Source organism: Arthrobacter sp. SAFR-023, assembly GCF_051965295.1.
In the GTDB taxonomy this organism is placed as follows: Bacteria; Actinomycetota; Actinomycetes; order Actinomycetales; family Micrococcaceae; genus Arthrobacter.
The window spans coordinates 125,368-151,218 of the sequence record NZ_JBQCMF010000009.1; the positions used below are offsets into that span (position 1 = coordinate 125,368).

Here is a 25,851-nt window from a genome sequence, read left to right on the forward strand (position 1 = left end):
ATTGGCGGTTTCCATTGCGTACCCTGCGATTGTGAACGCACTTGCCCAGGTTCCCGCGAATTTTCTGTATGCGCTGGGAACGCTCCGCAAAGCACGCTGCCGCAGCGAACTGCGCCTCGACGAGATCCCGGCGCCCGCCCGGCTGGCGCCCTTTGCCGTGGCCCTCGGCGCCGAGGTCGTCATTCCCAGCGGCGGCAGGTCGGGCGGCCACCAGGACCGTTCACCGGTCCACGGGCCGGCGGCCATGGCACTGTCCCGGTCGGCCGCCGCCGGAGCCTCCGCCGGTGATGATGCCGACGACGACGGCGAGGAGCTCGCCACCGGGCGCTTCATCCTGCTGCACGACCCCGACGGCTCCGCGGTGTGGGACGGCGAATTCCGGATCGTCACCTACATCCGGGCCCAGCTCGACGCCGAGATGGGCAACGATGAAATGCTGGGCTCCGTGGCCTGGACATGGCTCGTGGAAGCCCTCGAAACCCACCACGCCCCCTACCGCGCGGCCGGCGGCACCGCCACGCGCGTGCTGTCCGAAAGCTTCGGAACGCTGGCGGACCGGCCCGCCTCGATCGACATTGAACTTCGCGCCTCATGGACTCCGGCCGGCGCCGACGTCCAGGCGCACCTCGAGGCGTGGTCGGACATGGTGTGCACCTTCGCCGGCCTCCCGCCGCTGCCCGAGGGCGTTTCCGCGCTCCCCCGCAGGCGCCGCAACTAGGCTTCCGCCAGCAAAAAAGGCTGCCCAAACCGGTGGAGTAATTTTCACGGCAATTACGGCACGATTCTTTTGCCTAATGGCCCCGGCCGTGTAAAGTCCCGTGCTTAGGTGAGCCTAAGACGGGCTCCTCCGGCAGAAGGTGCTTTCATGACAGCCAACTTCCTCATCGGGCTCCGGGAGGGCCTCGAGGCGACACTCATTGTCGTCCTGCTGATGGCCTACCTCACCAAGAGTGGCCGGCGTGCGCTGCTTCCCCGGCTGTGGGCGGGCGTGGGAATCGCCGTCGCTGTGTCCGTTGGATTCGGTGCCCTGCTGACCTTCGGCCCGCGCGGCCTGACCTTCGAAGCCCAGGAAGCGATCGGCGGCGGCCTGTCCATCATTGCCGTCGGACTGGTCACCTGGATGGTCTTTTGGATGGCCCGCACCGCCCGCACGCTCGGCAGCGAACTGCGCTCCCGCGTCGACGGCGTGGCCGACGGCGCCGCCTGGGGCCTGGTGCTTGTGGCGGCTTTGGCGGTCGGGCGGGAGGGCCTGGAGACGGCGCTGTTTTTGTGGGCCGCAGCCCAGGCCAGCGGGGAATCCGGAACCCCTCTGTTCGGCGCCCTCGTGGGCCTCGCCGTCGCTGCCGGGCTCGGTTACCTCCTGCACCGCGGCGTCCTGAAGGTCAACCTGTACCGCTTCTTCACCTGGACCGGCGTCGCCCTGGTGGTCATCGCCGGCGGCGTCCTCGCCTATGGCGTCCACGACCTGCAAGAGGCAGGCATCCTGCCCGGGCTGCACAGCCTCGCCTTCGACGTCTCAGCCGCCGTCCCGCCGTCGTCCTGGTACGGCACCCTGCTGAAGGGGACCCTGAACTTCTCTCCCGCCACCACCTGGCTGGAAGCGGCCGCCTGGGTCCTGTACACCATCCCAGTCATGTTCTTCTACCTCCGCGCCAACTTCCGCCCGCCGCTACGGCGTGCGGAAGCCCCTGCCGCAACTGCCGCCGTCGCCTCCTGACCGGCAGCGCCTGCCGCCAACCAAACACTGCACCCAACATCGCGCTGCATACTCAACACCCTGCTGCATCCCCAACACCCCGCTGCATCCCCAACACCCCAAGGAATTCACATGCCCGGCTTCTCTTCGCCCCAAACCCGCCGGACTGCCGGTGCCCGCCTCGCCGTCGTGGCAGCCACCGCAATCCTCCCGCTGGCCCTCTCATCCTGCACCGACAACGCCGGTGCCAACGCGTCCGGCACCACCGACGGGCCCATCCAGGTGACCAGTACCGATGCCGAGTGCAAGGTCTCCGCTGCGGAAGCCCCGAGCGGAAACCTCACCTTCGCCGTGAAGAACGACGGCGCCGAGGTCACCGAGTTCTACGTGCTCGCAGAAGACGGCTCGCGGATCGTCGCCGAAGTGGAGAACATCGGCCCGGGAATCACCCGTAACCTGGTGCTCACCGCGCCCGCGGGCAAATACATCACCGCCTGCAAGCCGGGGATGAAGGGTGACGGCATCCGTGCCGACTTCACCGTCAAGGACTCCGGCAAGCAGGCCACCGTGGATGCCGACCTCCAGAAGCTCGTGGACACCGGAGTCAGCCAGTACGCGGCCTACGTCAACAACCAGACCGAGCAACTGGTGGCCGGAACCAAGGAATTCGCCACCGCGTACGCGGCGGGCGACGCCGCCAAAGCCAAGAGCCTTTACGCTGCCACCCGCATGCACTGGGAACGGATCGAGCCCGTGGCCGAATCCTTCGGAGACCTCGATCCCAAGCTCGACGCCCGTGAGGCGGACCTCGAACCGGGGCAGAAGTGGACCGGCTGGCACCGTGCCGAGAAGGACCTGTTCCAGCCAGCCGGATATACGGCGCTGACCGCGGCTGAACGTGGCGCACTCGCCAAGCAGCTGGTGGCCGACACGGCCGAACTCAGCACGCGCACCCGAACCGTGGAGCTCAGCGCGGACAAGCTCGGCAACGGCGCCAAGGAACTGCTGGATGAGGTGGCGCGCGGCAAGGTCACCGGGGAGGAAGAGATCTGGTCGCACACCGATCTCTGGGACTTCCAGGCCAACGTGGACGGCGCGCGGATCGCGTTTGAAAACCTCAAGCCGGTCCTGCAGCAGAAGGACGCTGCCTTGGCCAAGGACCTCGACGCCAAGTTCAGTGCCCTGCAGGCTGAGTTGAAGAAGCACGCCAAGGGCGACGGCTTCGCCTACTACAACGAGCTGGGCAAGGACGAGGTCCAGCAGCTCAGCTCCCTGGTGGACGCTCTCGGCGAGCCGCTGTCCAAGCTCACTGCGGCAGTGGTGCTGTGAGCGGCTGCCCCTTCGGCGGCGACCGGCAGCCGCCTGCCACGCCCCAACCCAACGGTTCCGAAGCGTCGCCGTCGGAGACCTCCCACGGCGAAAACCGCCGCATGTCCCGCCGCGGACTTTTGGGACTGGCGGGCGTGGGCGGCGCGGGAGCGGTGGCGGGCATCGCCGCCGGCCTGCTCGGCCACGACACCCTGGCGGCCGTTGCAGCGTCCCCGGCCGCCAACGATTCCGTCATCCCCTTCTTCGGCGACCGGCAGGCGGGGATCACCACGGCTGCGCAGGACCGCCTGCACATGGCGGCCTTCGACGTCACCACCGATGACCGTGCGGCGCTCGTCGAACTCCTCAAGGACTGGACGGCTGCCGCGGATGCCATGGCCTCCGGCCAGACCACCGGAGCCACTGGCGCCGTCGATGGCCCGTATGACGCGCCGCCCGAGGACACCGGGGAAGCCCTGGACCTCGACGCCGGCCGGCTCACCCTCACGTTTGGCTTTGGCCCTTCCCTGTTCGAGAAGGACGGCAAGGCCCGCTTCGGCCTGGACGGAAAGCGGCCCGACGCCCTCATCGATCTGCCACACTTCCCCGGCGACGCCCTGGAGCCGGGCCGTACGGGCGGCGACATCGTGGTGCAGGCATGCGCCGACGACCCCCAGGTGGCCGTGCACGCCATCCGGAATCTGGCGCGCATCGGCTTCGGCAAGGTCCGTGTCCGCTGGTCCCAGCTGGGATTCGGCCGCACCTCGTCGACGTCGCGGGCGCAGCAGACGCCCCGCAACCTCTTCGGTTTCAAGGACGGGACCAACAACCTCAAGGCCGAGGACACCGCCTTGCTCGACGAGCATGTGTGGGCCGGCGCAGGGTCCCGTACAGGCGAAGCCTGGATGGAGGGCGGCAGCTACCTGGTGGCGCGGCGCATCCGGATGCACATCGAGATCTGGGACCGCACCTCGCTCCGCGAACAGGAAGGCCTTATTGGCCGGACCAAAGGAGAAGGTGCACCGCTGTCGGGCGGCAAGGAGTTCACCGCCCCCGACTTTGCCATCAAAGGTAACGACGGCGAACCGCTCATTGGCATGGAGTCCCACGTCCGGCTGGCCCACGCAGACCAGAACGACGGCGTACGGATGCTCCGCCGGGGGTACAACTACACGGACGGCTCGGACGGACTGGGCCACCTCGACGCCGGGCTGTTCTTCATTGCCTTCGTCAAGGACCCGCGGACGCACTACGTGCCCATGCAGATGACCATGGCCAAGGAGGACGTCCTGGCCCTGGAATACCTCAAACACACTGGTTCCGGTCTCTTCGCCGTGCCGCCTGGCGTCAAGCAGGGCGGCTTCATCGGGGAAGGCCTCTTCACCTGAGCCTCTGCGTCTGAGGCTCTCCCTCTGGGCCTCTGCGTCTGATCCTCTGCGTCTGGCCGCCCTTCACCTGACCCCCTTTGCCTGCGCTCGGCATGAGCGTTAAGGCATTTGCCCCGCGCCGCCGTCGCTTTCGACGGCGGCGCGGGCCGACCGAACGTCCCTTGGGCCTGCTGCCGGTAAACTAGGGACATCATGACCGCTCAAAATTCGGATAACACCACAGCTGGCGCTCCGGCTGCTGAAAACACACCCCATATAACGGTGGAAGGCTTCGACAGCCTGGTCCCCGTTGTCATCGATCTCGATTCGCCCCGCGACGGCGTCCCCCTGGTCATCGAAACCCAGGCGGGGCTGGAACGCTGCGCCGCCGCGATAGCCGCGGGCACGGGCCCGGCCGGTGTCGATGCAGAACGGGCCTCGGGCTTCCGCTATGGGCAGCGGGCGTTCCTCGTCCAGATCCGCCGGGAAGGTTCCGGAACATGGCTGATCGACCCCGAGCCATTCGGGGACCTGCGCATCATCAACGATGCCCTGCGGGGCGTCGAATGGATCCTGCACGCCGCCAGCCAGGACCTGCCCTGCCTGTCCGAGCTGGGCATGTGGCCGGACAAGCTTTTCGACACTGAACTTGCAGCGCGCCTGGCAGGCCTTCCCCGCGTTGGCCTCGCTGCCGTGATCGAGCAGCTGCTCGGTTTCGGACTCGCCAAGGAACACTCGGCAGCCGACTGGTCCACCCGGCCCCTGCCAGAGCCGTGGCTCCGGTACGCCGCGCTCGACGTCGAAGTCCTGACGGAACTGCGCGAGGAACTTATCGAACTGCTCGAAGCGGACGGAAAACTCGAATACGCCGAACAGGAGTTCGCCGCGATCCTGTCCGCCGGGCTCGCAGCACCCAGGGTTGACCCCTGGCGCAAGACGTCGGGACTCCACCAGATCAGGGACCGCCGCCAGCTGGCCGCGGTTCGGGAACTGTGGCTGGAACGCGACGCCCTGGCCCAAAAGCGCGATGTCGCCCCGGGACGCCTCATCCCCGACTCTGCCCTCGTCGCCGCAGCCAAGGCGATGCCGACGACGGTACCGCAGCTGCTCGGCACCAAGGGATTCCACGGCAGGGCTGCCCAGCGGGAAGCGCCCCGCTGGCTGCGGTGCATCGCTGCGGCCCGGGCGCTCGAAGACCTCCCCCCGCTCCACCTGCCCACCAACGCCCCGCCGCCGCCGCGGGTCTGGGCCGACCGCGACCTTCCCGCGGCGGAGAGGCTGCAGACCGCCAGGCCACTGCTGCAGGAGAAGGCGGACGAACTCAAGCTCCCGCTCGAAAACCTGCTGACTCCGGACTACCTTCGTCGCGTCGCGTGGCGGCCGCCGGAGGACATCACCGAGGCCGCCATCGCCGAAGAACTGCGCGGGCTGGGTGCCCGGCAGTGGCAGGTCCGCCTGGTGGCGCCGCTGATCACCAGGGCATTCCTCAACCCGCAACCGCTTCCGCCGAAGGAAGCCAGGGAGCCAAAGGAAGCCTCCGCGTAGGTCGCTGCTTGAGCAATCCGGTAGCAGGGCGGGACAGCGCGGTGGTGCGCGGGCGGAACGCCACCAATGGCCGGCAAGCGGCATGTTCTGGTCAGCACCCGCAGGTGCGACAACGGGGTCGCTCCGCCCGCTTCATTTATTCCGCCTCAGATCCGGGGCGCCATCCAGTGGTGTGATGGGCGGGGTTTTGGTTCTGGGGTGGTTTTAAAAAACTTTTCGGCCCGGTCCGCGTGCGGTGCACTTTCCACCCTAAAATTGTCACAGGCCCCTGTCATGCTGTGGGTATGGATAACGCGGCAGTTGCAGAGACGCTGGAGGCCATCGGCGCCTCCGCCCTTGCACTGGCTGCTGAGCTCCGTCAGGCGGCTGAAACGGGTCGGGCGCCGCTGCCCGATGAGGCGGATCCAGTGCGGGATCAGGCGGAAGTGTGCCTGGACGGGCTATCAGGGGTAGCCAGGATGGAGGCGCGACTGGCGGCCGTGAAGGTGGACCTGGCCGCCGGCTTTTCCGCGGCGGAGGAAGCCATGACTCCGCCTGGCGCGTCCGTGCAGGACCGCACTGTCCGGCGGATGTCCGTGACTGCTGAGGTGGCGGGCGCCCTGACCGTGAGCGAGGGCGCGGCGGAGCGGTTGCTGGTTGAGTCGGCCATGCTGAGCAATGACCGGCCGTTCACGTTGGCCGCGTTGGGTCGGGGAGTATTTCGTGGCAGCACGCGCGGATCATGTGCGATGAGACCGAGGGCTTGGATCCGGTGGCTGCTGCGGCGTTTGAGGCGCATTTCCTGGACCCGGACGTGCCCGGGTATGCGCGGGGTTGCCCGGCCGGGGAGCTGACGCCGGCGAGGTTCCGGGCAAAGGCCCGGTATTGGCGGGAACGGCACCACCCGGTCAGCATCGAAACCCGCCACACCAAGAGTGTGAAGGACCGGCGGCTGGAGTACGTCCCGGACCGGGACGGCATGGCCTGGTTCTCGGCCTATCTGCCCGCGGACCAGGCCGCGGGGATCTGGAACGGGGCCACCGCCGCCGCCCGCGCAATGCAGGGCCCGACCGAAACCCGGACCCTGACCCAGCTCCGCGTCGACGCCTTCGCCACGTGGCTGCTCACAGCAGTCCGTCCAGTTGACGGCGCGTTGGACGGCCCGCCCGCAGGTTTTCTTCCCGCAGATCTCCTGCCGACCGATTCACTGGCGACAGATATCCGGCCCGCAGGAGCCCTGCCCACAGCGCCCCTGCCCGCCGACTCGGCGCAGGCCGGTGAGGTGCCAACTTTTGGCGACCGGGCGGGCGATATGCCGGCTGCGGGATTCTCGGTTGGTGATGTGCCATCGCCGGCGGCGCAGGTGCTGGTCACGGTTCCGGTGTTTTCGCTACTCGGCCTGTCCGATGAACCCGCCAACCTGGACGGGTATGGCCCTATCCCGCCGTCGATGGCCCGCCGCCTCGTTGCCGACGGCGCGACGTCATTCCTGCGGGTGCTTGTTGATCCGCGGGACGGGGCGCCGCTGGAGATCGGACGCACCAGCTACCGGCTGACGAAGCCGATGCGCCAATGGCTGCGACTCCGCGACGCCAAATGCACGTTTCCCAACTGCAACGACCACTCGCTGGACAACGACGCCGACCACATTCTGGCCTGGTCCGACGGCGGGGGTACCGGCGTCGCCAACCTCGGCCAGCCCTGCCCGAAACACCACAGACTGAAACACGCCACAGCGTGGAGACCCGTCGGCGCCACCAGGGACGCGCCACCGGGCTGGATCTCACCCACGGGACGGTCCTACCCGGCCGAGTACCAGGACTGGGAACCACCCAGCTGGCCAGAACCACCGCCAGACCAAGGCTGGCAGGAAACCCAGGATTGGCGGGAACCGCAGGACTGTTCCGAACAGGAGGCTTGGCCGGAACGTCCGAACGTGCCCGATGAGTCCTTCGGGTTCGACGGCTACCCAGGACTGGGCGGCTATCAGTGCCCCGAGCCTTCAGAACCTCCGGACGACGTTGACGATAATGAGAGCCCGCTGGCTTTCGACGGCCCTGAACCACCCCTGCCAGCGGATCCTTGGCCCTACTGGTCATCATCCACGGCAGCCTGATAAGCCACCCGCCTCAAAAGCCTGCCGGGACCAGCATGTCCGGGGTGGTCCCATAGACTGCTCGGCGCCGCTTGCAGCCGATATTACTCACGAGTAACGTTGGGTTCACCGGTGCCCGGTCCCGCTGGTCCCGCTTTCCAGCAATCCCCGGGACCGACCGCAGCCCGTCTCAATGAGGAGCCACAGAATGAGCGCCGCAGAATTCCGAAAGCTTGCCGATCTTTTCCCTGATGAGGCGGTCACTCATTCCTCCGTGCAGGACATCGAGCTCCCGGCCACAGAGGGCCACACCAGCCCGGGCGTCCTGGCGCTGATCACCCTGGACAACGGGCTGGGCTCGTCGAAGCCCACGACACTTGGCCCCAATGCCCTCGTTGAACTGGGCACCGTCCTCGAAGGGCTGCGCGAGCGGGCGGCCGCGGGCGGGATTGCGGCCGTAGCTGTGACGGGCAAGCCGAACTTCTTCGTTGCCGGGGCAGATCTGTCAGCGGTCACGAAGCTACAGGAGCGCGAGCACGGTCTATGGATGGCGCAACTAGGCCATAAGGTCTACTCCACACTGGCCAACCTCGGCGTTCCCAGCTTCGCCTTCATCAACGGCGTCGCCCTCGGCGGCGGACTTGAGATCGCCCTGCAGTCCACCTACCGCACGGTGTCCACGGGCGCCGGGGCGCTGGCACTTCCGGAGGCCTTCCTGGGGCTGGTGCCCGGGTGGGGCGGCGTGTACCTTCTGCCGCGGCTGATCGGGCCCGAGAACGCGGTGAAGGTGATGATCGAGAACCCGCTGAACAACAACCGCACGTTGTCCGGTCCCGAAGCCTTCAACCTCGGCATCGCCGATGCGCTGTTCGAGGCGGAAGATTTCCTTGAGCAGTCCGTCGCCTGGGCAGCGCGCGTTGTCGCCGACGCCGCAGGTTCGGGCACCGGAGGTTCCAACATAGCACCGGAACGACCCGCCGCTGTCGATCCCACCGACCCTGCTGTTGCCGCCCGTTGGGCGGACGCCGTGGCCGCCGGCCGCGCCTACGTCGAAGCCAAGACATCCAATGCGTCCCCGGCACCCGCCGAGGTGCTGAACATCATGGCGGCGAACCGCACCATGAGCCAGGCGGAGTCCGCCGCGCTCGAATGCGAAACGCTTGCCGGCCTCATGCAGACCGACGAGTTCCGTGCCACCGTCTACGCTTTCCTGGACCTCGTGCAGAAGCGGGCCAAGCGGCCCGCAGGCGCTCCCGGCCGCGAGCTCGCCCGGCCCGTCACGAAGATCGGCGTGGTGGGCGCCGGCCTCATGGCCAGCCAGCTTGCCCTGCTGTTCGCGCGCCAACTCGGCGTGCCCGTGGTCCTGACCGACATCGACCAGGAGCGGGTGGACAAGGGCGTTGGCTACGTCCACCAAGAAGTGGACAAGCTGGTGGCAAAGGGCCGGCTGAGCGCCGGCGCAGCCACGCACGCCAAGGCGCTCGTGACAGGGTCCGTTTCCAAGGCACCGTTCGCGGACGCCGACTTCGTCATTGAGGCGGTGTTCGAGGAACTGAACGTCAAGAAGCAGGTGTTTGCCGAGCTCGAGGCCATCGTCTCACCGGAGTGCATCCTCGCCACGAACACGTCATCACTGTCCGTGACAGCCATGGCCGCAGACCTGCGGTATCCCGAACGTCTCGTGGGCTTCCACTTCTTCAATCCCGTGGCCGTCATGCCGCTGCTCGAAATTGTCCGGGCACCGAAGACCGATGACGCCGTGCTCGCCACCGCCTTCGAACTCGCCAGGGGCCTGAAAAAGACCGCCGTCCTGGTCAAGGACGCCCCCGCATTCGTGGTCAACCGCATCCTGCTGCGGCTCATGGGCGAAGTCACAGCCGCCTTCGACGAGGGTACGCCAGCCGATGTTGCGGATGGCGCGCTGCGCCCCATGGGCCTCCCCATGACGCCGTTCACCCTCCTCGCCATGGTGGGGTTGCCGGTTGCCCAGCACGTACAGGAATCCCTGCATGCGGCATTCGGCGGCCGCTTCCCGGTCTCGCAGAACCTGCAGAAACTGGTCGACAACAAGGTCAGATCCCTGTGGTCCACGGCACCGGACGGCCGACAGGAGATTCCGCCCGCCACCTCTGCCCTGATGTCCTTCGGCAGCACTCCGTCATCCGCAGAGGAAGTTCTGCGCCGGACCCAGGACGCGCTGGCCGAGGAGATCGGGCTGATGCTCGAGGAGGGCGTGGTGGCGGGGCCCCAGGACATCGACCTGTGCATGATCCTCGGCGCCGGCTGGCCGATGTTCTTGGGCGGAATCACCCCCTACCTCGACCGAGTGGGAGCCTCTGAGCGCGTCAACGGCCGGCGGTTCCTCCCGCCGGGAGTGGCATCCCGTTCCTGACTGGCATTTCCTGGCAGGGGCTGCTTCAATCGTTGGGGCGTCCGTCCACCACCCTGAATGGCGTCGGCGGCTGGAGGCGCGGTTAGAACTGCCGGAGCCGGCCGCCCTCCAGCCTGAGCAGCCGGTGGGCGTGCGTCGCGGCGAACCTGAGGTCGTGCGTGACCATCACGACGGCGGCGCCGCGGCCGGCTGCCGCTGCCACGGCGGCCGTGAGCCGCTCCAGGCCATGGGCGTCCAGGGCCACCGTGGGTTCATCAAGCGCGAGCACCGACGGTTCACGCGCCAGGACTGTGGCAAGGGCCAGCAGCCGCTGGCCTGACGCATGCAGCTCATGGGGGTGGGAGTTTCCGCTGTCCCCAAGGCCGACGGCGGCCAGGGCTGCCCGGGCCCGTGCCGGCGCCCCAGAACCGAAGAGACGTTCCAGGCCGAACAGCACTTCCCGCAGCACGGTGCGCTCGAACAGCTGGTCGTGCGGGTGCTGAAAGAGGAGCCCCAAGCGGCGGGCCACCAGCCCTGTGGAAACACCGGCAATGGACTCGTCCGCCACGCGGACGTCACCGCGAAGCGGCCGGTGCAGGCCGTTGAGGAGCCGGAGCAACGTGGACTTGCCGGCACCGTTGGGCCCGGTAATGGCTACGATTTCCCCGGGCATCACCTGCAGGTCCACGTCCTCCAAAAGCAGGCTGTCCTCCAAAAGCAGGCCGTCCTCCATAGACGGGCTGCGGAAGCGTCCCACGAACCCGAAGGCCACACCTGCCAACTCCAAAGCCGCTTTAGTTCTAACCGCAGTGGCGCCGGCAGCAGCCTCCGCCACGGGAAGCGTCTCCGCGGCAGGAGGCGCCGGCGTCGGATCCGGATGCTGCTCCATGGAAGTAACCACGACGCCGGATTCAGCCAGCTCACCTCCCTGCAGGATCCGGGCCGGCGGTCCCGCTGCCGTCTCCTGCCCGTCCTGCAGCACCAGCCAGCGCTCCGCCGCGCGGGTCAGCGCGTCGGCGTGCTGGCTCAGCACCACAATGGCGGTCCCGCGGGCCAACTCGGCATGGACCAGCTCCACAACGGTCCGGATCCCGGCCTGGTCCAGGGACTCGAGCGGCTCGTCGAGGATCAGGACGCCGGGACCGTCCACCACGGCGCAGCCCACGGCCAAACGGCGGAGCTCGCCGCCGGACAGCGTTGCGGGATCCCGCTGCAGGAGCCCCTCGAGTCCCGTCCGGCGGGCTATGTCGGCCACGGTGCGCACCATCTCGGCGCAGGGAACTCCGCGGTTCTCCAGGCTGAAGGCGAGCTCCTCCTCCACGGTTCCGCGGACGGCCGACAGCATGGAGGCAGCGTCCTGCGGGACGTAGCCGACGTGCCGCGCCCACGCCCCCGCATCGATCCGGGGGTCGTCGGGCGTTCCGCTAAAGCGCAGCGGACCGCTGCCTGCCGCATGCCCGGCCACCTCCAGCTGCAGGCTTCCGGCCAGCGTTCCGTCCCGGCCGCCGAGCAGCCAGGCACCCAGGAGCCGTCCCAACGTGGATTTGCCGCTGCCGGATCCGCCCAGCACGGCTGTCAGAGTGCCGGGCGCGGCGGCCAGCTCCACCGCGCGAAGCGCGGGGCCGGGATCGCCATGGTACGAAAATGAGGCGACGGAGGCCAGCAGCGTGGTTGCGGCAGCCCTGTCCGCGCTCATCACGCGCCACCGACGAACTGAGAGAAGGCTGACAGTGACCCGGCCGGTAGCGATTCAGCGATCCGCCAACCCACCGCCACCACGGCGAGCAGGAACGCGAAAACGCGGAAGGTCCCCTGGGCGGCTGAATCGCGGACCTCCGTATAGCTGGTCCGGGGACCCGTACTCCGGAACCCCCTCGCGTCGAGTGCCTGGGCCCGGATGCCGGCGTCGTGGACCAGGCCCAGCACCAGCGGAACCATCTGCAGCCGGATGGCCGCAACCCGGCCGCCGATCCCCCGTCCCACCACTAGTCCGCGTGACTCCTGCGCCTGCCGGACCTTGCCCAGGCGTGCCGCCACCAGCGGGGCAAGAAGCAGCGTGGAGGCCAGCACATACCCGACCTGCGGCGGAACACGGCGGGCAGCCAGGGCGGCAACCAGCTCCGGGATCCTGACGCTGAAAGAAAACACCATGAGCACCATGACGAAGGCTGCGGTGCGGAGCCCCATTTCCAGGGCAAAAGACAGCCCTTCGGCCGTGACCCGGGCCGGGCCCCAGCTGGCCAGCACCGTGCGCCCTTCGGGGAAGAAAAGGCCGTGGATCACCAGCAGCGAAACCCAGAAGGGCACAACGATGGTGGCCCCCGCCAGCAGAACCCGCCGCACGATGCCCGCGGCAGCGGAAAGCAGCACTGCGCCGACTGCAACGGTGAGGGATACCGCCCAACTGGAGGCCGCCGTCGTAATAACAAGGACGGCGACGGCGGCCGTCATCGTGGTCAGCGGGTTGAGGCGTGCGGCCACTTGATCAGGAATACCCAGTGGTCAGGAATACGCAGTACTCAGGAATTCCGCGCGGCCGGCTCCTTGCCGGCCAGGACGCGGAAGCGGCGGACAAACGGGAACTGGAACGTGGTGCGCCGCGGCAGGGCGTAGACCAGCATGGCGGCGATGGCGAAGACGATGGCCTTGTCCATGGGATCCGAGATCAGCGCCTGCTTGGTGATGGCGGCCAGCAGCGTGTCGCCCATGGCACGGAAAGCACTGACGATCGCACCGGTGCCGGCCCCTGAGGTGCCGCCGAAGACGAAGGCGGCGATCGGCGCGGACACCACGCCGGCGACGATGCCGGTGACGAAGCCGGAAACCGGGGCCAGGTAGAACCGGCGGAACAGCCCGTACCGGGCGGCCGCGCCGGCCAGGAAGCCGATCAGCGCGGCGCCGGCCGCGAAGGGCAGGACCGTCGGGTTGAAGAACGACCACACGATGCTGCTCAGGGCACCGGTGGCGGCGCCGGCCGCAGGTCCGGCCAGGACGGCGATGAGCACCGTGCCGATGGAATCGAGGTAGAACGGCAGGCCGCTGGTGCCCATGAGCTGCCCCAGCACGATGTTCAGGACAAGGGCCACCGGAATGAGCACCACGGTGGATGTGGGCAGGGTGGGGAGCACGCCAATGATCAGCAGCAGGGCGCCAAGAAGGAAGCCTCCCAGCGCGACGAGCGAGGAAACGCTGCCGAGCCCGCCCGCAATGTCGGCCGGCTGGGTGAGGACCAGAAAGACGAAGGTGGCGGCGATGGCAGCGGCGCCGAGCAGTTCGAGGAGCCTCCGGCGGCGGACGGCTTTCCGGTCCGTGGGAGGAAGCGTAAGCGACTGCTGTGACATGGTGGATCCTTAGGCTGAAAACGGCGGGTCCGGCACCCGCGGGTGATGTTCCGCGTGCGCGGAAACAGGCGCCTATGTCACCTTGGCGCGGCTACCATCCTACCGACCCGCGGGCCCGGCTAGCTACGCTCCGGTTAGACGTCGCCGCTGCCCCACTGACGCGGCCAGCCCGCCCACGGAGGAGATCAGCTCGTCGAAACACTGTTCGGGATCATTTGACGTGACGATCCTGGCATTGACCGGCTCCTTCCAGATGCCCCGGAAGTCGGCAACGGTGGTCCCCACGAGGCGGGGCGCCTCCGTTTCGACGTGCACGGTGGCCGTCCGCGTGCCGTACGGCGTGCGCCCGATGGCCGCAGCTGCTGCGAAGGCGTCGTGCATGTGCGCTATGTAGCCCTGGTCGTACAGCCGGTGGAACTCCATGTAGAAGCGGATGGCATCTGAGAGGCATGCTACGAGCGGGTTGCCCGAGCCGCTGCGCTGGCCTTCCGGCTGTTCGGGCAGCACGAGTTCCGGTTCGGCTCCGGCAGCCTCGGCGAGCCGCCGCAGGTGCTCGGGCCGCAGCTCGATGCGTTCCGTGGTCTCGAGGGCGCACACCACCGGAAGGCTGCCCTCCGGAAGGCCGCTGTAGGCGGCGAAGACCGCCGCGGCCGCGTGCGGGTCCACGGATACGTTCCACTCCGCCGTCGGCGTGGTGTTGCCCTGGTAGTTGAAGCAGCCGCCCATGATGACCAGCCCTTTGAGCAGTTTGGGCAGGTCCGGTTCCGCCCTCAGCGCCAGCGCGAAGTTCGTCAGCGGCCCGGTAATGAGCCCGGTGATCTCACCAGGGCGTGCCCTGACTGCCTGCACCCAGACGTCGACGGCGTGCCGCGGTGAGATTGCCTGTTTCGGCGGCGGTAGCTCGGCATAGCCGATGCCCTGCGGGCCGTGCGTTTCCTCGGTGGTGACCAGCGGAATCTCCAGCGGCACCTCGGCGCCCACGGCAACTTCGATGCCGGCCCGGCCGCAGAGTTCCAGCAGGGCGAGGTTGTTCAGGGCCACCTGGCGGGCACCAACGTTTCCCGCGGTACAGGTGATGGCCTCGAGCCGGACCTCCGGCCGGGACAGCAGGTAGACCAGCGCAAGGGCGTCATCGATCCCGGTGTCTACATCCATGAGGATGGACGGCATCAGAACAGGGCCACCTTGGGGGTCTGCGGGAAGACGGCATCCAGTTCGTCGAGTTCGGCCCTGTCCGGCACCCAGGCCACCGCCCCGGCATTCTGCCGGACCTGCTCCGGACGCGTGGCGCCGGCTATCACGCTGCTGACCGACGGCTGCGCCGCGAGCCAGGAGAACGCCACCTGCACTTCGGTCAGGTCGCGGGCGGCGGCGAAGGCGCTGAACGCCTTCAGCTGCTGCCAGTCGGCGTCGTGCACCAGGTTGGTCCGTGTGTGGCTGAGGCGTGAGCCTTCCGGTGCCTGGTCCTGCGCGTACTTGCCGGTCAGGAGGCCGTTGGCCAGCGGGAAGTACGGCAGTACACCCAGCCCGTAGGCCTCGGCAGCAGGAGTGACTTCCTGCTCGGCGCGGCGGTCCAGGAGGTTGTAGTGGTTCTGCGCGGAGACAAACCGGGCGCCGCCGCGGGCGCGGGCCACGTATTCAGCCTCGGCGATCTGCCAGCCGGCGCGGTTCGAGTGGCCGATGTAGCGCACCTTGCCGCTGGTGACGAGGTCGTTCAGTGCGTCGAGGGTCTCCTCGATCGGCGTCAGGGGATCCGGCGTGTGGAACTGGTACAGGTCGATGTAGTCCGTGCCCAGCCGGCGCAGGGAGGCCTCCGCGGCGCGGATGACATAGCGCCGCGAACCGCGGGCGCCGAAGTCCTCCCCGTTGGCCCCGCGCATGTCCATGCCGAACTTCGTGGCCACCACGACGTCGTCCCGCCTGGCCCCCAGGGCTTTGCCGAGCATTGTTTCGCTGAGTCCCGGTTCACGGCCGTAGGTGTCGGCGACGTCGAAGAGCGTCACCCCGGCGTCGAGGGCGGCACGTACGACGGCGTCCGTCCCCTCCTGCGATTCGGTCACCGTGTTTGCCCGGCCAAGGTTGTTGCAGCCGAGGCCCACGACGGAGACGGTCAGTCCGGATTTTCCAAGACGGCGGTATTCAGTCATGGACTCACCCTATAACGGCCCCGGCGGCAGCTCCCGCGGGCCGCCTTTCCTGCCGGCTTCCCGAGGAACCCCTCAGGCGGCGGCGAACTCCAGGCCGTGCTCCTCCAGTGCATCGTGGAGCTGGGCCAGGGTCCGCGGACAGATGCCCGGCAGCGCCGCCAGCCGGCTACGGCCAAGCTGCGCCAGCTGCTCAAGGGACTCCACGCCGGCGTGGGCGAGGATTCTGCGGTCGGGCGAGGAGAGGCCCCGCGGAAGCGGCGTGCGTCCCGGCTGGGCTGACTTCTTTGTCATGACGTTCTGCCTTCCTGGTGCTGACTGCGGTACGTGCTTGAATTGCTTTTAGAGGGTGAAGCCGGCCACCTGCTTGGGTGAATGCTTGAGCTTGAGGGCCGAGGGGTCGCTGAACGGGGCCGCTCCAATGCTCAGCTTGGTAAAGTCCAGGTCCTCGGCACGGATGCAGACCTTGATCGCGTTTACGGCCTTGTTCACGTCCGGGCAGAGGCAGAAAATGTTGAGCTTGGCGTCGCTGAATTCCGAGCGGTCCACAATTCCCAGGCCACGCCAGGCAAGATGCCCGGCAAGCGCGTCCTTCGCCTTTTCCTCCAGGTAGCGGTCGCGGCTGGTGCCCTCGCGGGTCTTGAGCGCGTACTGCGCCACAACCCAGTACTGCTCCTCGTCCGGAATCTCGGCGTAGCCGTCCTCGGCGCACGCCGCCCCGAAGGCGTCCATCAGGCGTTCGGCGGCCTCGGCGTCCGGCACGTCGGTTTCCTGGGTCTTGCTCTGGTGCCCCACGGCGCCGTGGTTCATGACGAACTGGCTGTAGTCCTCGTCGTACCAGGCTTCCCGGAAGAGCAGCGCTCCTTCGTCGTCGCGCTTGTAGACCCGGATAATTCCGCTCATGCCCGTCCTCTCATAAACCAGCTGGTGTCGGTGCCGTCAAACGGAGCCTCCTGGCCCTTGACGGCAAGGAACAGGGCGTCGCACTCGGCCTGCATGGCGTGCACCAGCGTCTCAGGGTACTCCATGCGGAGCCGGTGCTCGGCGAATTCGTCCTCGTCGTCGACGAACACGCCGCGCTTCACCGAGCGGATCACGTCGAGGTCCATGTCGATGACGTGGAATTCGGTAACGCCCGGCTGGATCCTGCGCCACTCGTGGCCGGTGGCCAGGTCGACGTAGACGCGGAAGTCGCCCGGATAGGTGTCGTCGTAGAAGGTGACCACGAACTCGCCGGTCCGCGGCACCAGAAGCACGGCATCAGACGCGGTGTAGAAGGCCGCGCCGGGCCGGGAGCAGAACTCGTTGGCCGGCTGGAAGATCCACCAGCCGTGCTGGTCCTCACCGAGGTACTTGCCGGGCACCACCCAGTGTGCCGAGCCGTCCCATTTGCGGTTGCGGGACACCACCAGTTCCCCTGGCTGCAGGGAATCGGGCTCCCTCACAGTTTGGGCAGGCTTCCGGTGGTGGGGTGTTCCTGGCCGGGCAGCGGACGGGCGAACGGAACCTTGGTCCCGAGGACCTGGGCAACGACGTCGTGGGTGATCTGCTGGGCGGTGAGGCCCACGCGCTCCATCACCTGGCTCCTGGTCCCGTGGTCCAGGAATTCGACCGGAAGGCCAACCTCGTTCAGCGCAGTGTCCACACCGGCGGCGCGCATCTCCTGGCGAATCCGGGACCCGACTCCCCCGGCCCGGACGCCGTCTTCGATGCAGATGACCAAACGGTGCCTGGCGGCCAGGGCGATGATCGACTTCCGCACCGGCAGGACCCAGCGAGGGTCGACGACGGTGGAGCTGATGCCCTGCGCGCCCAGCCGGTTGGCGACGTTCAGGGCCAGCTCGGACATGGCGCCCACGCTGACGATCAGGACATCGTTCTCCGTGGAGCCGGCCGGGCGGCGGGACAGCACGTCCACGCCGTCGGCCAGCCGTTCGATGGCCTCGACCTCGGCCCCGACCGTTCCCTTGGAATAGCGGATGACAGTGGGGGCGTCCTCGATGGCGACGGCCTCGCGGAGCTCTTCGCGCAGCCGCGAGGCGTCACGCGGCGCAGCCAGGTGGAGCCCCGGAACAATCTGGACCATGGCCATATCCCACATGCCGTGGTGGCTTGCGCCGTCCGGACCGGTGACGCCGGCGCGGTCCAGGACAACTGTCACGCCGGCCTTGTGCAGGGCGACGTCCATCAGCAGCTGGTCGAAGGCGCGGTTGAGGAAGGTGGCGTAGACGGCCACCACCGGGTGCAGCCCGCCGAAAGCCATGCCCGCTGCGGAGGTGAGCGCGTGCTGCTCCGCGATGCCGACGTCGAACACGCGTTCCGGGTGCCGTGCCGCAAATTTGTGCAGCCCCACCGGGATGAGCATGGCGCCGGTGATGCCGACAATGTCCTTGCGTTCGTCGGCGATGTCCGCGATTTCATCGGCGAACACCGACGTCCAGGACTTGGCGCCCCCGGCCTGGGCGGGCTCGCCCGTCTCGGGGTCGATGATCCCGACGGCGTGGAACTGGTCCGCTTCATGCGCGCGGGCCGGCGCGTAACCGTGGCCCTTTTCGGTCATGGCGTGCACGATGACCGGGCCGGCGTAGTTCTTGGCGGTGGACAGTGCGTGTTCCATGGCCTGCAGGTTGTGGCCGTCCACCGGGCCGATGTACTTCATGCCGAGGTCCTCGAACATGCCCTGCGGCGCCCACCAGTCCTTGATGCCCTTTTTCATGGCATGCAGGCTCTTGTAAGTGAACTGGCCGACGGGGCCGCCGTTCTGGAGCTTTTTCTTCCACCAGTCCAGGGCGACCTCGTAGGCGGGGGCCGCGCGAAGGGAGTCGATGGTGGGGCGCAGGGACGCCAGGTAGTCGGCAAAGCCGCCGACGGTCGGGGCGTAGGAGCGGCCGTTGTCGTTCACGACAATCACGACCCGGCGTTTTTTGTCCGCCGCGATGTTGTTGATGGCCTCCCAGGCCATGCCGCCGGTAAGCGCGCCGTCCCCGACGATGGCGACGACGTAACGGTCGCCGTCACCGGTCAGCTGCCGGGCCCGGGAAATGCCGTCGGCCCAGGACAGCGAGGATGAGGCGTGGGAGCTTTCGACGATGTCGTGCTCCGACTCGCCGCGGTCCGGGTAACCGGACAGGCCGCCCTGCTGGCGGAGGGTGCTGAAGTCGTGCCGTCCGGTGAGGAGCTTGTGCACGTATGACTGATGGCCGGTGTCGAAGACAATGCTGTCGCGGGGCGAATCGAAGATCCGGTGCACCGCCATGGTCAGTTCAACGACGCCGAGGTTGGGACCAAGGTGCCCTCCCGTCTGGGAGACGTTGCCGATCAGGAATTCCCTGACCTCGGCGGCCAGCTGATCCAGCTGCGCCGCGGACAACTTGCTCAGGTCCTGCGGATTCCGGATGGTCTCCAAGATTCCCAACGGCCCCTCCTTCGGCTGGTAGACATGCCTATTAACTGTAGCGCCTCCGCGCTGACACTCGGGCAGGGCCAGCGCGTGTGGCAGCGCCTTCACCAACGCAAGAGGCCCCGGCCGGTCTGCTGACCGGCCGGAGCCTCATCGCGCTGCTTACCGGGGCTGGCCCGGCTACATCCCGCTAGTTAGCGGAGATCTGGCGCAGAACGTACTGCAGGATGCCGCCGTTGCGGTAGTAGTCCGCTTCACCCGGGGTGTCGATGCGGAGCACTGCGTCGAAGGACTTGGCGGAGCCGTCCTCGGCGGTGGCGGTGACCTTGAGGGTCTTGGGCGTGGTGCCTTCGTTCAGGGCGGTGACGCCCTCCACAGCGAAGGTTTCCGTGCCCGTCAGGCCCAGCGTGGCAGCGGACTCGCCGGCCGGGAACTGCAGAGGCAGGACGCCCATGCCGATGAGGTTGGAGCGGTGGATGCGCTCGTAGCTCTCGGCGACGACGGCCTTGACGCCCAGCAGTGCCGTGCCCTTGGCTGCCCAGTCACGGGACGAACCGGAGCCGTACTCCTTGCCGGCCAGAACCACCAGCGGGGTGCCGGCTGCCTGGTAGTTCTGAGCGGCGTCGTAGACGTAGGCCTGCGGGCCGTCAGCCTGGGTGAAGTCGCGGGTGAAGCCGCCCTCCACGCCGTCCAGGAGCTGGTTCTTGATGCGGATGTTCGCGAACGTGCCGCGGATCATGACCTCGTGGTTGCCACGGCGCGAGCCGTAGGAGTTGAAGTCCTTGCGCTCCACACCGTTGGCCAGCAGGTACTGGCCGGCGGGGGTGTCGGACTTGAACGAACCGGCCGGGGAGATGTGGTCCGTGGTGACGGAGTCGCCGAGCTTGAGCAGCACGCGGGCACCGGTGATGTCCTGCACGGGCTCCGGCTGGGCCTTCATGCCCTCGAAGTACGGGGGCTTCCGGACGTACGTGGACTTCTCGTCCCAGGCGAAGGTGTCACCGGCAGGGGTGTCGAGCGCCTTCCAGCGGTCGTCGCCCTCGAAGACGCCTTCGTAGCCCTTGGCGAACATCTCCTTGTCGATGGAGGAGTCGATGACTTCCTGGACCTCAACCGGGTTGGGCCAGATGTCCTTGAGGAAGACGTCGTTGCCTGCTTCGTCCTTTCCCAGGGCGTCGGTTTCGAAGTCGAAGTCCATGGAACCGGCCAAGGCGTAGGCGATGACCAGCGGCGGGGAGGCCAGGTAGTTCATCTTGACGTCCGGGTTGATGCGGCCTTCGAAGTTGCGGTTGCCCGAGAGCACGGCGCTGACGGCGAGGTCGTTGGCCTGGATGGCCTCGGAGATCTCGGCTTCCAGCGGACCGGAGTTGCCGATGCAGGTGGCGCAGCCGTAGCCCACGATGTAGAAGCCGAGCTTCTCCAGGTACGGGGTGAGGCCGGACTTCTCGTAGTAGTCGGTGACCACCTTGGAACCGGGGGCGACAGAGGTCTTGACCCACGGCTTGGCGGTGAGGCCCTTGTTCACGGCGTTGCGTGCCAGCACGGCGGCGGCAAGCATGACCGAGGGGTTGGACGTGTTGGTGCACGAGGTGATCGACGCGATGGTCACCGCTCCGTGGTCCAGGTCGAACTCGCGGCCGTCTTCCATCTTTACGGCGACAGGGCTGGAGGTGCGGCCTTCGGCACCGTGCGCGGCCGAGTACTTCGGCGGAACGCGGTCGCTGTCGGTCACGTGCGTGGCGCCGGTGGTGAAGGAGGGCGGGTCGGAAGCCGGGAAGGATTCCTCCAGCGACTCATCCAGCGAGCCGGCGTCGGCGTCGTGGGTGACGTAGTTCTTGAGGTCGTGGCGGAACTCGTCCTTGGCCTCGGTCAGCTCGATGCGGTCCTGCGGACGCTTCGGGCCGGCGATCGACGGAACAACGGTGGAGAGGTCCAGCTCGAGGTACTCGGAGAACTTGATCTCTCGGGAAGGATCGTGCCAGAGGCCCTGTTCCTTCGCGTAGGACTCAACCAGGGCAACGTTTTCCTCGGAGCGGCCGGTGAGGCGCAGGTAGTCGAGGGTGACGTCGTCGATCGGGAACATGGCGGCCGTGGAACCGAACTCCGGGCTCATGTTGCCGATGGTGGCGCGGTTGGCCAGCGGCACCGCCGCCACGCCTTCGCCGTAGAACTCCACGAACTTGCCAACAACACCGTGCTTGCGCAGCATCTCGGTGATGGTGAGCACCACGTCGGTGGCGGTGGCGCCGGCAGGGATGCTGCCGCTGAGCTTGAAGCCCACCACGCGCGGGATCAGCATGGAGACCGGCTGGCCCAGCATGGCAGCCTCGGCCTCGATGCCGCCGACGCCCCAGCCCAGCACACCCAGGCCGTTGACCATGGTGGTGTGCGAGTCGGTACCGACGCAGGTGTCGGGGTACGCGCGCAGCGCGCCATCCACTTCGCGGGTCATGATGGTGCGGGCCAGGTACTCGATGTTGACCTGGTGCACGATGCCGGTTCCCGGCGGGACAACCTTGAAGTCGTCGAACGCGGTCTGGCCCCAGCGCAGGAACTGGTAGCGCTCACCATTGCGCTGGTATTCGATCTCCATGTTGCGCTCCAGTGCGCCGGAGTTACCGAAGACATCGATCTGGACGGAGTGGTCAATGACCATCTCGGCCGGAGCAAGCGGGTTCACCCTCTTTGGATCGCCGCCAAGCTCCTTCACTGCCTCGCGCATGGTGGCAAGGTCCACCACGCAGGGAACGCCAGTGAAGTCCTGCATGATCACGCGGGCAGGCGTGAACTGGATTTCGGTGTCGGGCTGGGCATTAGGATCCCATCCTGCCAGGGCGCGGACGTGATCGGCGGTGATGTTCGCGCCGTCCTCGGTCCTCAACAGGTTTTCAAGCAATACCTTGAGGCTGAACGGAAGGTTTTCTGCACCTTCAACGGAGTTCAACCGGAAAATTTCGTATTCGGTTCCGGCTACATTAAGTTTGCCTTTTGAACCGAAGCTGTCCACAGTGCTCATCGCAGGACTCCTCTCGCAACAGTTTCATCTTTGTCGCGCGGTAGACCGCTTGCTAGTTAGGTGGTCCTAACTAGTACAAGGTCATACACAAGAGCATGGGGTCAGCCGGGAATACGGCGCGCGACGTGGGACTACTAGGCCCATCCTAGCCACATCAGCCGCGGGGAGTCAGCAGTGCGACTGTCTCCAGGTGGTGCGTATGCGGGTACAGGTCGAAGGCCCGCAGCCCGGACAGTTGCCAACCGCCCGCCTGGAAGTAACCAATGTCTCGTGCGAACGACGACGGGTCGCAGGACACATAGGCAATGGCGCGGGGGCTTGAGGCAATCAGCTGGCTGACCACGGCCTTGCCTGCACCGGCGCGCGGCGGGTCGAGAATGAGGGCGTCGAACTGGCGGGGCCGCTGGCGGAGCACCCGTTCCACCTTGCCCTGCACGATCTCCACCTGCGGTGCACCGTGCAGGTTCTTCCGCGCGTCCCGGCTGGTGCCCGGGGCGCCCTCCACCGACAGGACGGATCCGGTCTCCCCCACCGCGTCTGCCAGCGGCGCCGTGAACAGCCCCGCTCCGGCGTAAAGGTCCGCCACCGCGGCACCGGGTTCGAGGAACCCGCCTTCGTGCAGGAATCCAGTGACGGCCCCCACCAGGGTTTCCGGCGCGTCGCGGTGGATCTGCCAGAACCCTGCACCCGTGACCCGGTAGTCGTGACCGGCCGCAGATTCCTGCACCCAGGTCCGGCCGCGGAGCTGCAGGGTCTCATTTTTGAGCGGATCGTAACTGGCCACGGACACGTCCGCCGGAAGCTGGGCCAGGATGGAGTTCAGCCGTTTGGCGCGGGTCCCGGGGGCGGGGGCGAGCAGCACGAGCGGCCGCGAGCCGTTGGCAGGGGCGGCCACCTCCACCCGCTCGATGCCCTGAAGGTCCACATCCCACAGCCGCAGGGCGTTGATGCCGTCGACGGCCAGCGGCATTTCCTGTACGGGGATCACCTGATCGGAGCGGTGGGCGTGCATGCCAAGCCGGCCGTTCTGGGTGACGCCGAAGCTGGCGCGCGTGCGCCACGCAAGGCCGGCCCCGCCGTCGTCCGTGTTTCCGGCGCCGGCTGTCTTTGCAGCTTGTCCGACCGCTTCCACGTCCGGGGAGAGTTCGACGCCGGCCAGCCGGTTAAGCTGTTCGGCCAGCACCTCGGACTTGAGGCTCCGCTGGCGCGGCAGCGATACGTGGCCAAGCTCGGCCCCGCCGACCGGCGGGCGCCCGCGCGCCCAGGAGCTTGCGGAATCGGCGGTCCGCCAGAAGTGCGGCACCCGGTCCGGCGAGGCATCGAGGACTTCCACAACGTCCGCCCGCCAGAACTTGGCCTTCTCTTCGGCGTCGGTGAGCCGGACCCGCACCCGCTCCCCCGGGATGCCGTGGCGGACGAAGACCACGCGGCCCTCATGGCGGGCAACGCAGTGCCCGCCGTGGGCGACGGGGCCGACGTCGACCACCAGTTCGAGTCCGGTGGAGGTGGTCTGGGTGTCCGGGCTCATTGAATGTCCTGCAGTCTCTTGGCTTCTTCGGATGATTTGAGCTGCCAGGGGACGCTGGCAACCATGACGCCCGGCTCGAAGTGGAGCCGGGTCTTGATGCGGAGGGCTGTCTGGTTGTGCACCAGCTGCTCCCACCATTTGCCTACCACGTACTCGGGGATGTAGACCACGATCAGGTCGCGGGGCGAGTCCCGGCGCATGTTCTTGATGTAGTCCATGATCGGCGTGACCGTCTCGCGGTAGGGGCTGGCCAGGATGGTCAGCGGAACCGGGATCTCCAGTTTCTCCCAGTCGGCAAGGGTGTGCGCTGTTTCCTCGGCGTTGATGTCCACCGTGATGGCGTCCAGCCGCGACGGCCGGGAAGCCCGGGCATAAGCAAGGGCGCGGAGCACGGGCTTGCGCACGTGGGACACCAGCAGCACTGCGTGCACGCGGGTGGGCAGCGCCCGCGGCGACGAATCCTCGTCGACCGCCAGCTCCTTGGCCACGTTGTCGTAGTGGGCGCGGATGCTCCACATGATGAGGAACAGGACGAACATGGCGAGCAGGGCAATCCAGGCACCTTGTTCGAACTTGGTGATCAGCACGATCACCAGCACCAGCGCTGTCATACCGAAGCCGATCATGTTGATGGTTCGCGACTTGATCATCCTGCGCCGGACGGCCTTGTCCTTGGCCAGCTTCAGCTCGCGGCCCCAGTGCCGGACCATGCCCAGCTGGCTAGCCGTAAACGAGATGAAAACGCCGACGATGTACAGCTGGATGAGCTTGGTGACGTCCGCATTGAAGGACAGGATCAGGACCAGGGCGCCGGCCGCCAGGGCAAGCACGCCGTTGCTGAAGGCGAGCCTGTCGCCGCGGGTACGCAGCTGCCGCGGCAGGTATCCGTCCTGGGCGAGGATGGAGCCCAGCACCGGGAAGCCGTTGAAGGCCGTGTTGGAGGCAAAGACGAGGATGACGCCCGTAGCCGCGACCACGATGTAGAACGGAATGGAGCCGGCACCGAAGATGGTCTGCGCGATCTGGCTGATGGCCGGGTTCTGGATGTAGCCCTCGGGCAACGGCTGCCCGTTAAGCAGGAATTCGGTGGCCGGGTCCAGCACGATGTGCACTTTGGTGGCGTTGGCCAGGTAAATGATTCCTGCCAGCATGGCCGAGGCGATGATCCCGAGCAGCAGCAGCGTGGTGGCCGCGTTCTTGCTCTTGGGCTTCTGGAAGTTCGGCACCCCATTACTGATGGCTTCCACACCTGTCAGGGCGGCGGCACCGGACGAGAAAGCCCGGAGCAGCAGGAATGCGCCCGCGAGTCCGACGAGGCCCTCGTCGAAACCGGCGGCGGGCACAATTTCGAAGGCAGCCGACGGCGCCCGGCCCAGCTGGCCGGTAGCGGCCTGGAAGATGCCGACGGCGGTCATGCCCAGGATGGATGCCATGAAGATGTACGTCGGCACCGCGAAGACGCTGCCGGCTTCCTTGATGCCGCGCAGGTTGACCAGCGCCAGGATCACCACGCCGATAGTGGCGATTATTGCCTGCTGGCCATGGAGTGACGGGATGGCGGTGGTGAGGTAGGCGGCCGCGGATGACATGGACACGGCAACCGTGAGCACGTAGTCCACGAGCAGCGCTGACGCCACGGTCAGTCCGGCGTACTTGCCCAGGTTCTCGTTGGCGATCTCGTAGTCGCCTCCGCCTGAGGGGTACGCATGGACGTTCTGGCGGTAGGACGCCACCACGGTCAGCAGGACCACCATGACAGCCAGGCCCACGATCGGGGAGAAGGCCACGGCGCTCACGCCGGCCAAAGCCAGCGTGAGGAGAATCTCATCGGGAGCGTAGGCAACGGAGGACAGTGCATCCGAGGCGAAGATGGGCAGCGCGATCCTCTTCGGCAGGAGCGTGTGGGCCATTCTGTCGTTCCGGAAGGGCCTCCCCACCAGCACGCGCTTCGCGGCATTCAGAATTGTCAGCACCACACAAAGTTAGTCTGATTCGCACGCGATGTCATGGCAGGTTTCCGGCGGTAGAGTCTTACGGAGCAGTCGGCGAGAGTTGAGGAGA

Annotated in this window: 20 protein-coding genes; 7 read left to right on the plus strand and 13 right to left on the minus strand. The window is 67.4% G+C overall.

The window, feature by feature from the left end; translation table 11 throughout:
* Nucleotides 1-28: 28 nt before the first annotated feature.
* The 5 genes from ACTHQX_RS11580 (at nt 29) to ACTHQX_RS11600 (ending at nt 5,916) form a co-directional block, all read left to right on the plus strand.
* Nucleotides 29-718: a DUF3000 domain-containing protein gene (locus tag ACTHQX_RS11580; RefSeq protein ID WP_440157674.1), complete on the plus strand. Its 690-nt coding sequence runs from the start codon at nt 29-31 to the stop codon at nt 716-718.
* Between the two features lie 147 nt (nt 719-865).
* Entirely contained in the window at nt 866-1,717 is an 852-nt protein-coding gene (gene efeU, locus ACTHQX_RS11585) for an iron uptake transporter permease EfeU (RefSeq protein ID WP_440157647.1), read from the plus strand.
* A 111-nt stretch (nt 1,718-1,828) separates the two neighbouring features.
* The gene (efeO, locus tag ACTHQX_RS11590) at nt 1,829-3,025 is read left to right on the plus strand and encodes an iron uptake system protein EfeO (RefSeq protein WP_440157646.1); all 1,197 of its coding nucleotides are present in this window, start codon (nt 1,829-1,831) and stop codon (nt 3,023-3,025) included.
* Nucleotides 3,022-4,392 carry an iron uptake transporter deferrochelatase/peroxidase subunit gene (efeB, locus tag ACTHQX_RS11595; RefSeq protein ID WP_440157645.1) on the plus strand — a complete coding sequence of 457 codons (1,371 nt, stop codon included), beginning with the start codon at nt 3,022-3,024 and terminating at the stop codon, nt 4,390-4,392. The genes efeO and efeB overlap by 4 nt, the downstream gene beginning before the upstream one ends.
* A gap of 192 nt (nt 4,393-4,584) precedes the next feature.
* Nucleotides 4,585-5,916, plus strand: a complete 1,332-nt coding sequence (locus ACTHQX_RS11600) for an HRDC domain-containing protein (protein ID WP_440157644.1) — start codon at nt 4,585-4,587, stop codon at nt 5,914-5,916.
* Between the two features lie 415 nt (nt 5,917-6,331).
* Here ACTHQX_RS11600 and ACTHQX_RS11605 read toward each other — a convergent pair whose 3' ends face one another.
* Nucleotides 6,332-6,628, minus strand: a complete 297-nt coding sequence (locus ACTHQX_RS11605) for a hypothetical protein (protein WP_440174584.1) — start codon at nt 6,626-6,628, stop codon at nt 6,332-6,334.
* A 9-nt stretch (nt 6,629-6,637) separates the two neighbouring features.
* Between ACTHQX_RS11605 and ACTHQX_RS11610 the strand changes: the two genes are divergently transcribed.
* Together ACTHQX_RS11610 and ACTHQX_RS11615 are read left to right on the plus strand one after the other, a co-directional pair.
* Entirely contained in the window at nt 6,638-8,011 is a 1,374-nt protein-coding gene (locus ACTHQX_RS11610) for an HNH endonuclease signature motif containing protein (RefSeq protein ID WP_440157642.1), read from the plus strand.
* A gap of 187 nt (nt 8,012-8,198) precedes the next feature.
* Nucleotides 8,199-10,382 (plus strand): 3-hydroxyacyl-CoA dehydrogenase NAD-binding domain-containing protein, encoded by a 2,184-nt coding sequence (locus ACTHQX_RS11615; protein WP_440157641.1) that lies wholly within the window; start codon nt 8,199-8,201, stop codon nt 10,380-10,382.
* Between the two features lie 82 nt (nt 10,383-10,464).
* Here ACTHQX_RS11615 and ACTHQX_RS11620 read toward each other — a convergent pair whose 3' ends face one another.
* From ACTHQX_RS11620 to ACTHQX_RS11675, 12 genes are all read right to left on the minus strand, one after another.
* Entirely contained in the window at nt 10,465-12,057 is a 1,593-nt protein-coding gene (locus ACTHQX_RS11620) for an ATP-binding cassette domain-containing protein (protein ID WP_440157640.1), read from the minus strand.
* The gene (locus ACTHQX_RS11625; protein ID WP_440157639.1) at nt 12,057-12,842 is read right to left on the minus strand and encodes an energy-coupling factor transporter transmembrane component T family protein; all 786 of its coding nucleotides are present in this window, start codon (nt 12,840-12,842) and stop codon (nt 12,057-12,059) included. Before ACTHQX_RS11625 ends, ACTHQX_RS11620 begins: the two co-directional genes overlap by 1 nt.
* Nucleotides 12,843-12,880: 38 nt before the next feature.
* Nucleotides 12,881-13,702, minus strand: a complete 822-nt coding sequence (locus tag ACTHQX_RS11630; protein WP_440157638.1) for an ECF transporter S component — start codon at nt 13,700-13,702, stop codon at nt 12,881-12,883.
* A 123-nt stretch (nt 13,703-13,825) separates the two neighbouring features.
* On the minus strand, nt 13,826-14,872 hold the full coding sequence (locus ACTHQX_RS11635; RefSeq protein ID WP_440157637.1) for a nucleoside hydrolase: 1,047 nt from the start codon (nt 14,870-14,872) through the stop codon (nt 13,826-13,828).
* A complete protein-coding gene (locus ACTHQX_RS11640; protein WP_440157636.1) occupies nt 14,872-15,849 on the minus strand; it encodes an aldo/keto reductase in 978 nt (325 codons plus the stop codon). Before ACTHQX_RS11640 ends, ACTHQX_RS11635 begins: the two co-directional genes overlap by 1 nt.
* Nucleotides 15,850-15,921: 72 nt before the next feature.
* Complete coding sequence (locus ACTHQX_RS11645) at nt 15,922-16,140, minus strand: hypothetical protein (protein WP_236808048.1); 219 nt, start codon at nt 16,138-16,140, stop codon at nt 15,922-15,924.
* A 48-nt stretch (nt 16,141-16,188) separates the two neighbouring features.
* A complete protein-coding gene (locus ACTHQX_RS11650; protein WP_440157635.1) occupies nt 16,189-16,749 on the minus strand; it encodes a hypothetical protein in 561 nt (186 codons plus the stop codon).
* A complete protein-coding gene (locus ACTHQX_RS11655; protein WP_440157634.1) occupies nt 16,746-17,291 on the minus strand; it encodes a DUF402 domain-containing protein in 546 nt (181 codons plus the stop codon). Before ACTHQX_RS11655 ends, ACTHQX_RS11650 begins: the two co-directional genes overlap by 4 nt.
* Nucleotides 17,288-19,261 (minus strand): 1-deoxy-D-xylulose-5-phosphate synthase, encoded by a 1,974-nt coding sequence (gene dxs, locus ACTHQX_RS11660; RefSeq protein WP_440157632.1) that lies wholly within the window; start codon nt 19,259-19,261, stop codon nt 17,288-17,290. The genes ACTHQX_RS11655 and dxs overlap by 4 nt, the downstream gene beginning before the upstream one ends.
* 175 nt (nt 19,262-19,436) lie before the next feature.
* Nucleotides 19,437-22,262: an aconitate hydratase gene (locus ACTHQX_RS11665; RefSeq protein WP_440157630.1), complete on the minus strand. Its 2,826-nt coding sequence runs from the start codon at nt 22,260-22,262 to the stop codon at nt 19,437-19,439.
* 154 nt (nt 22,263-22,416) lie between these two features.
* Nucleotides 22,417-23,790, minus strand: coding sequence for a class I SAM-dependent RNA methyltransferase (locus tag ACTHQX_RS11670; protein WP_440157628.1), 1,374 nt, complete (start codon nt 23,788-23,790; stop codon nt 22,417-22,419).
* Complete coding sequence (locus tag ACTHQX_RS11675) at nt 23,787-25,763, minus strand: APC family permease (RefSeq protein WP_236808042.1); 1,977 nt, start codon at nt 25,761-25,763, stop codon at nt 23,787-23,789. Before ACTHQX_RS11675 ends, ACTHQX_RS11670 begins: the two co-directional genes overlap by 4 nt.
* Between the last annotated feature and the right edge of the window lie 88 nt (nt 25,764-25,851).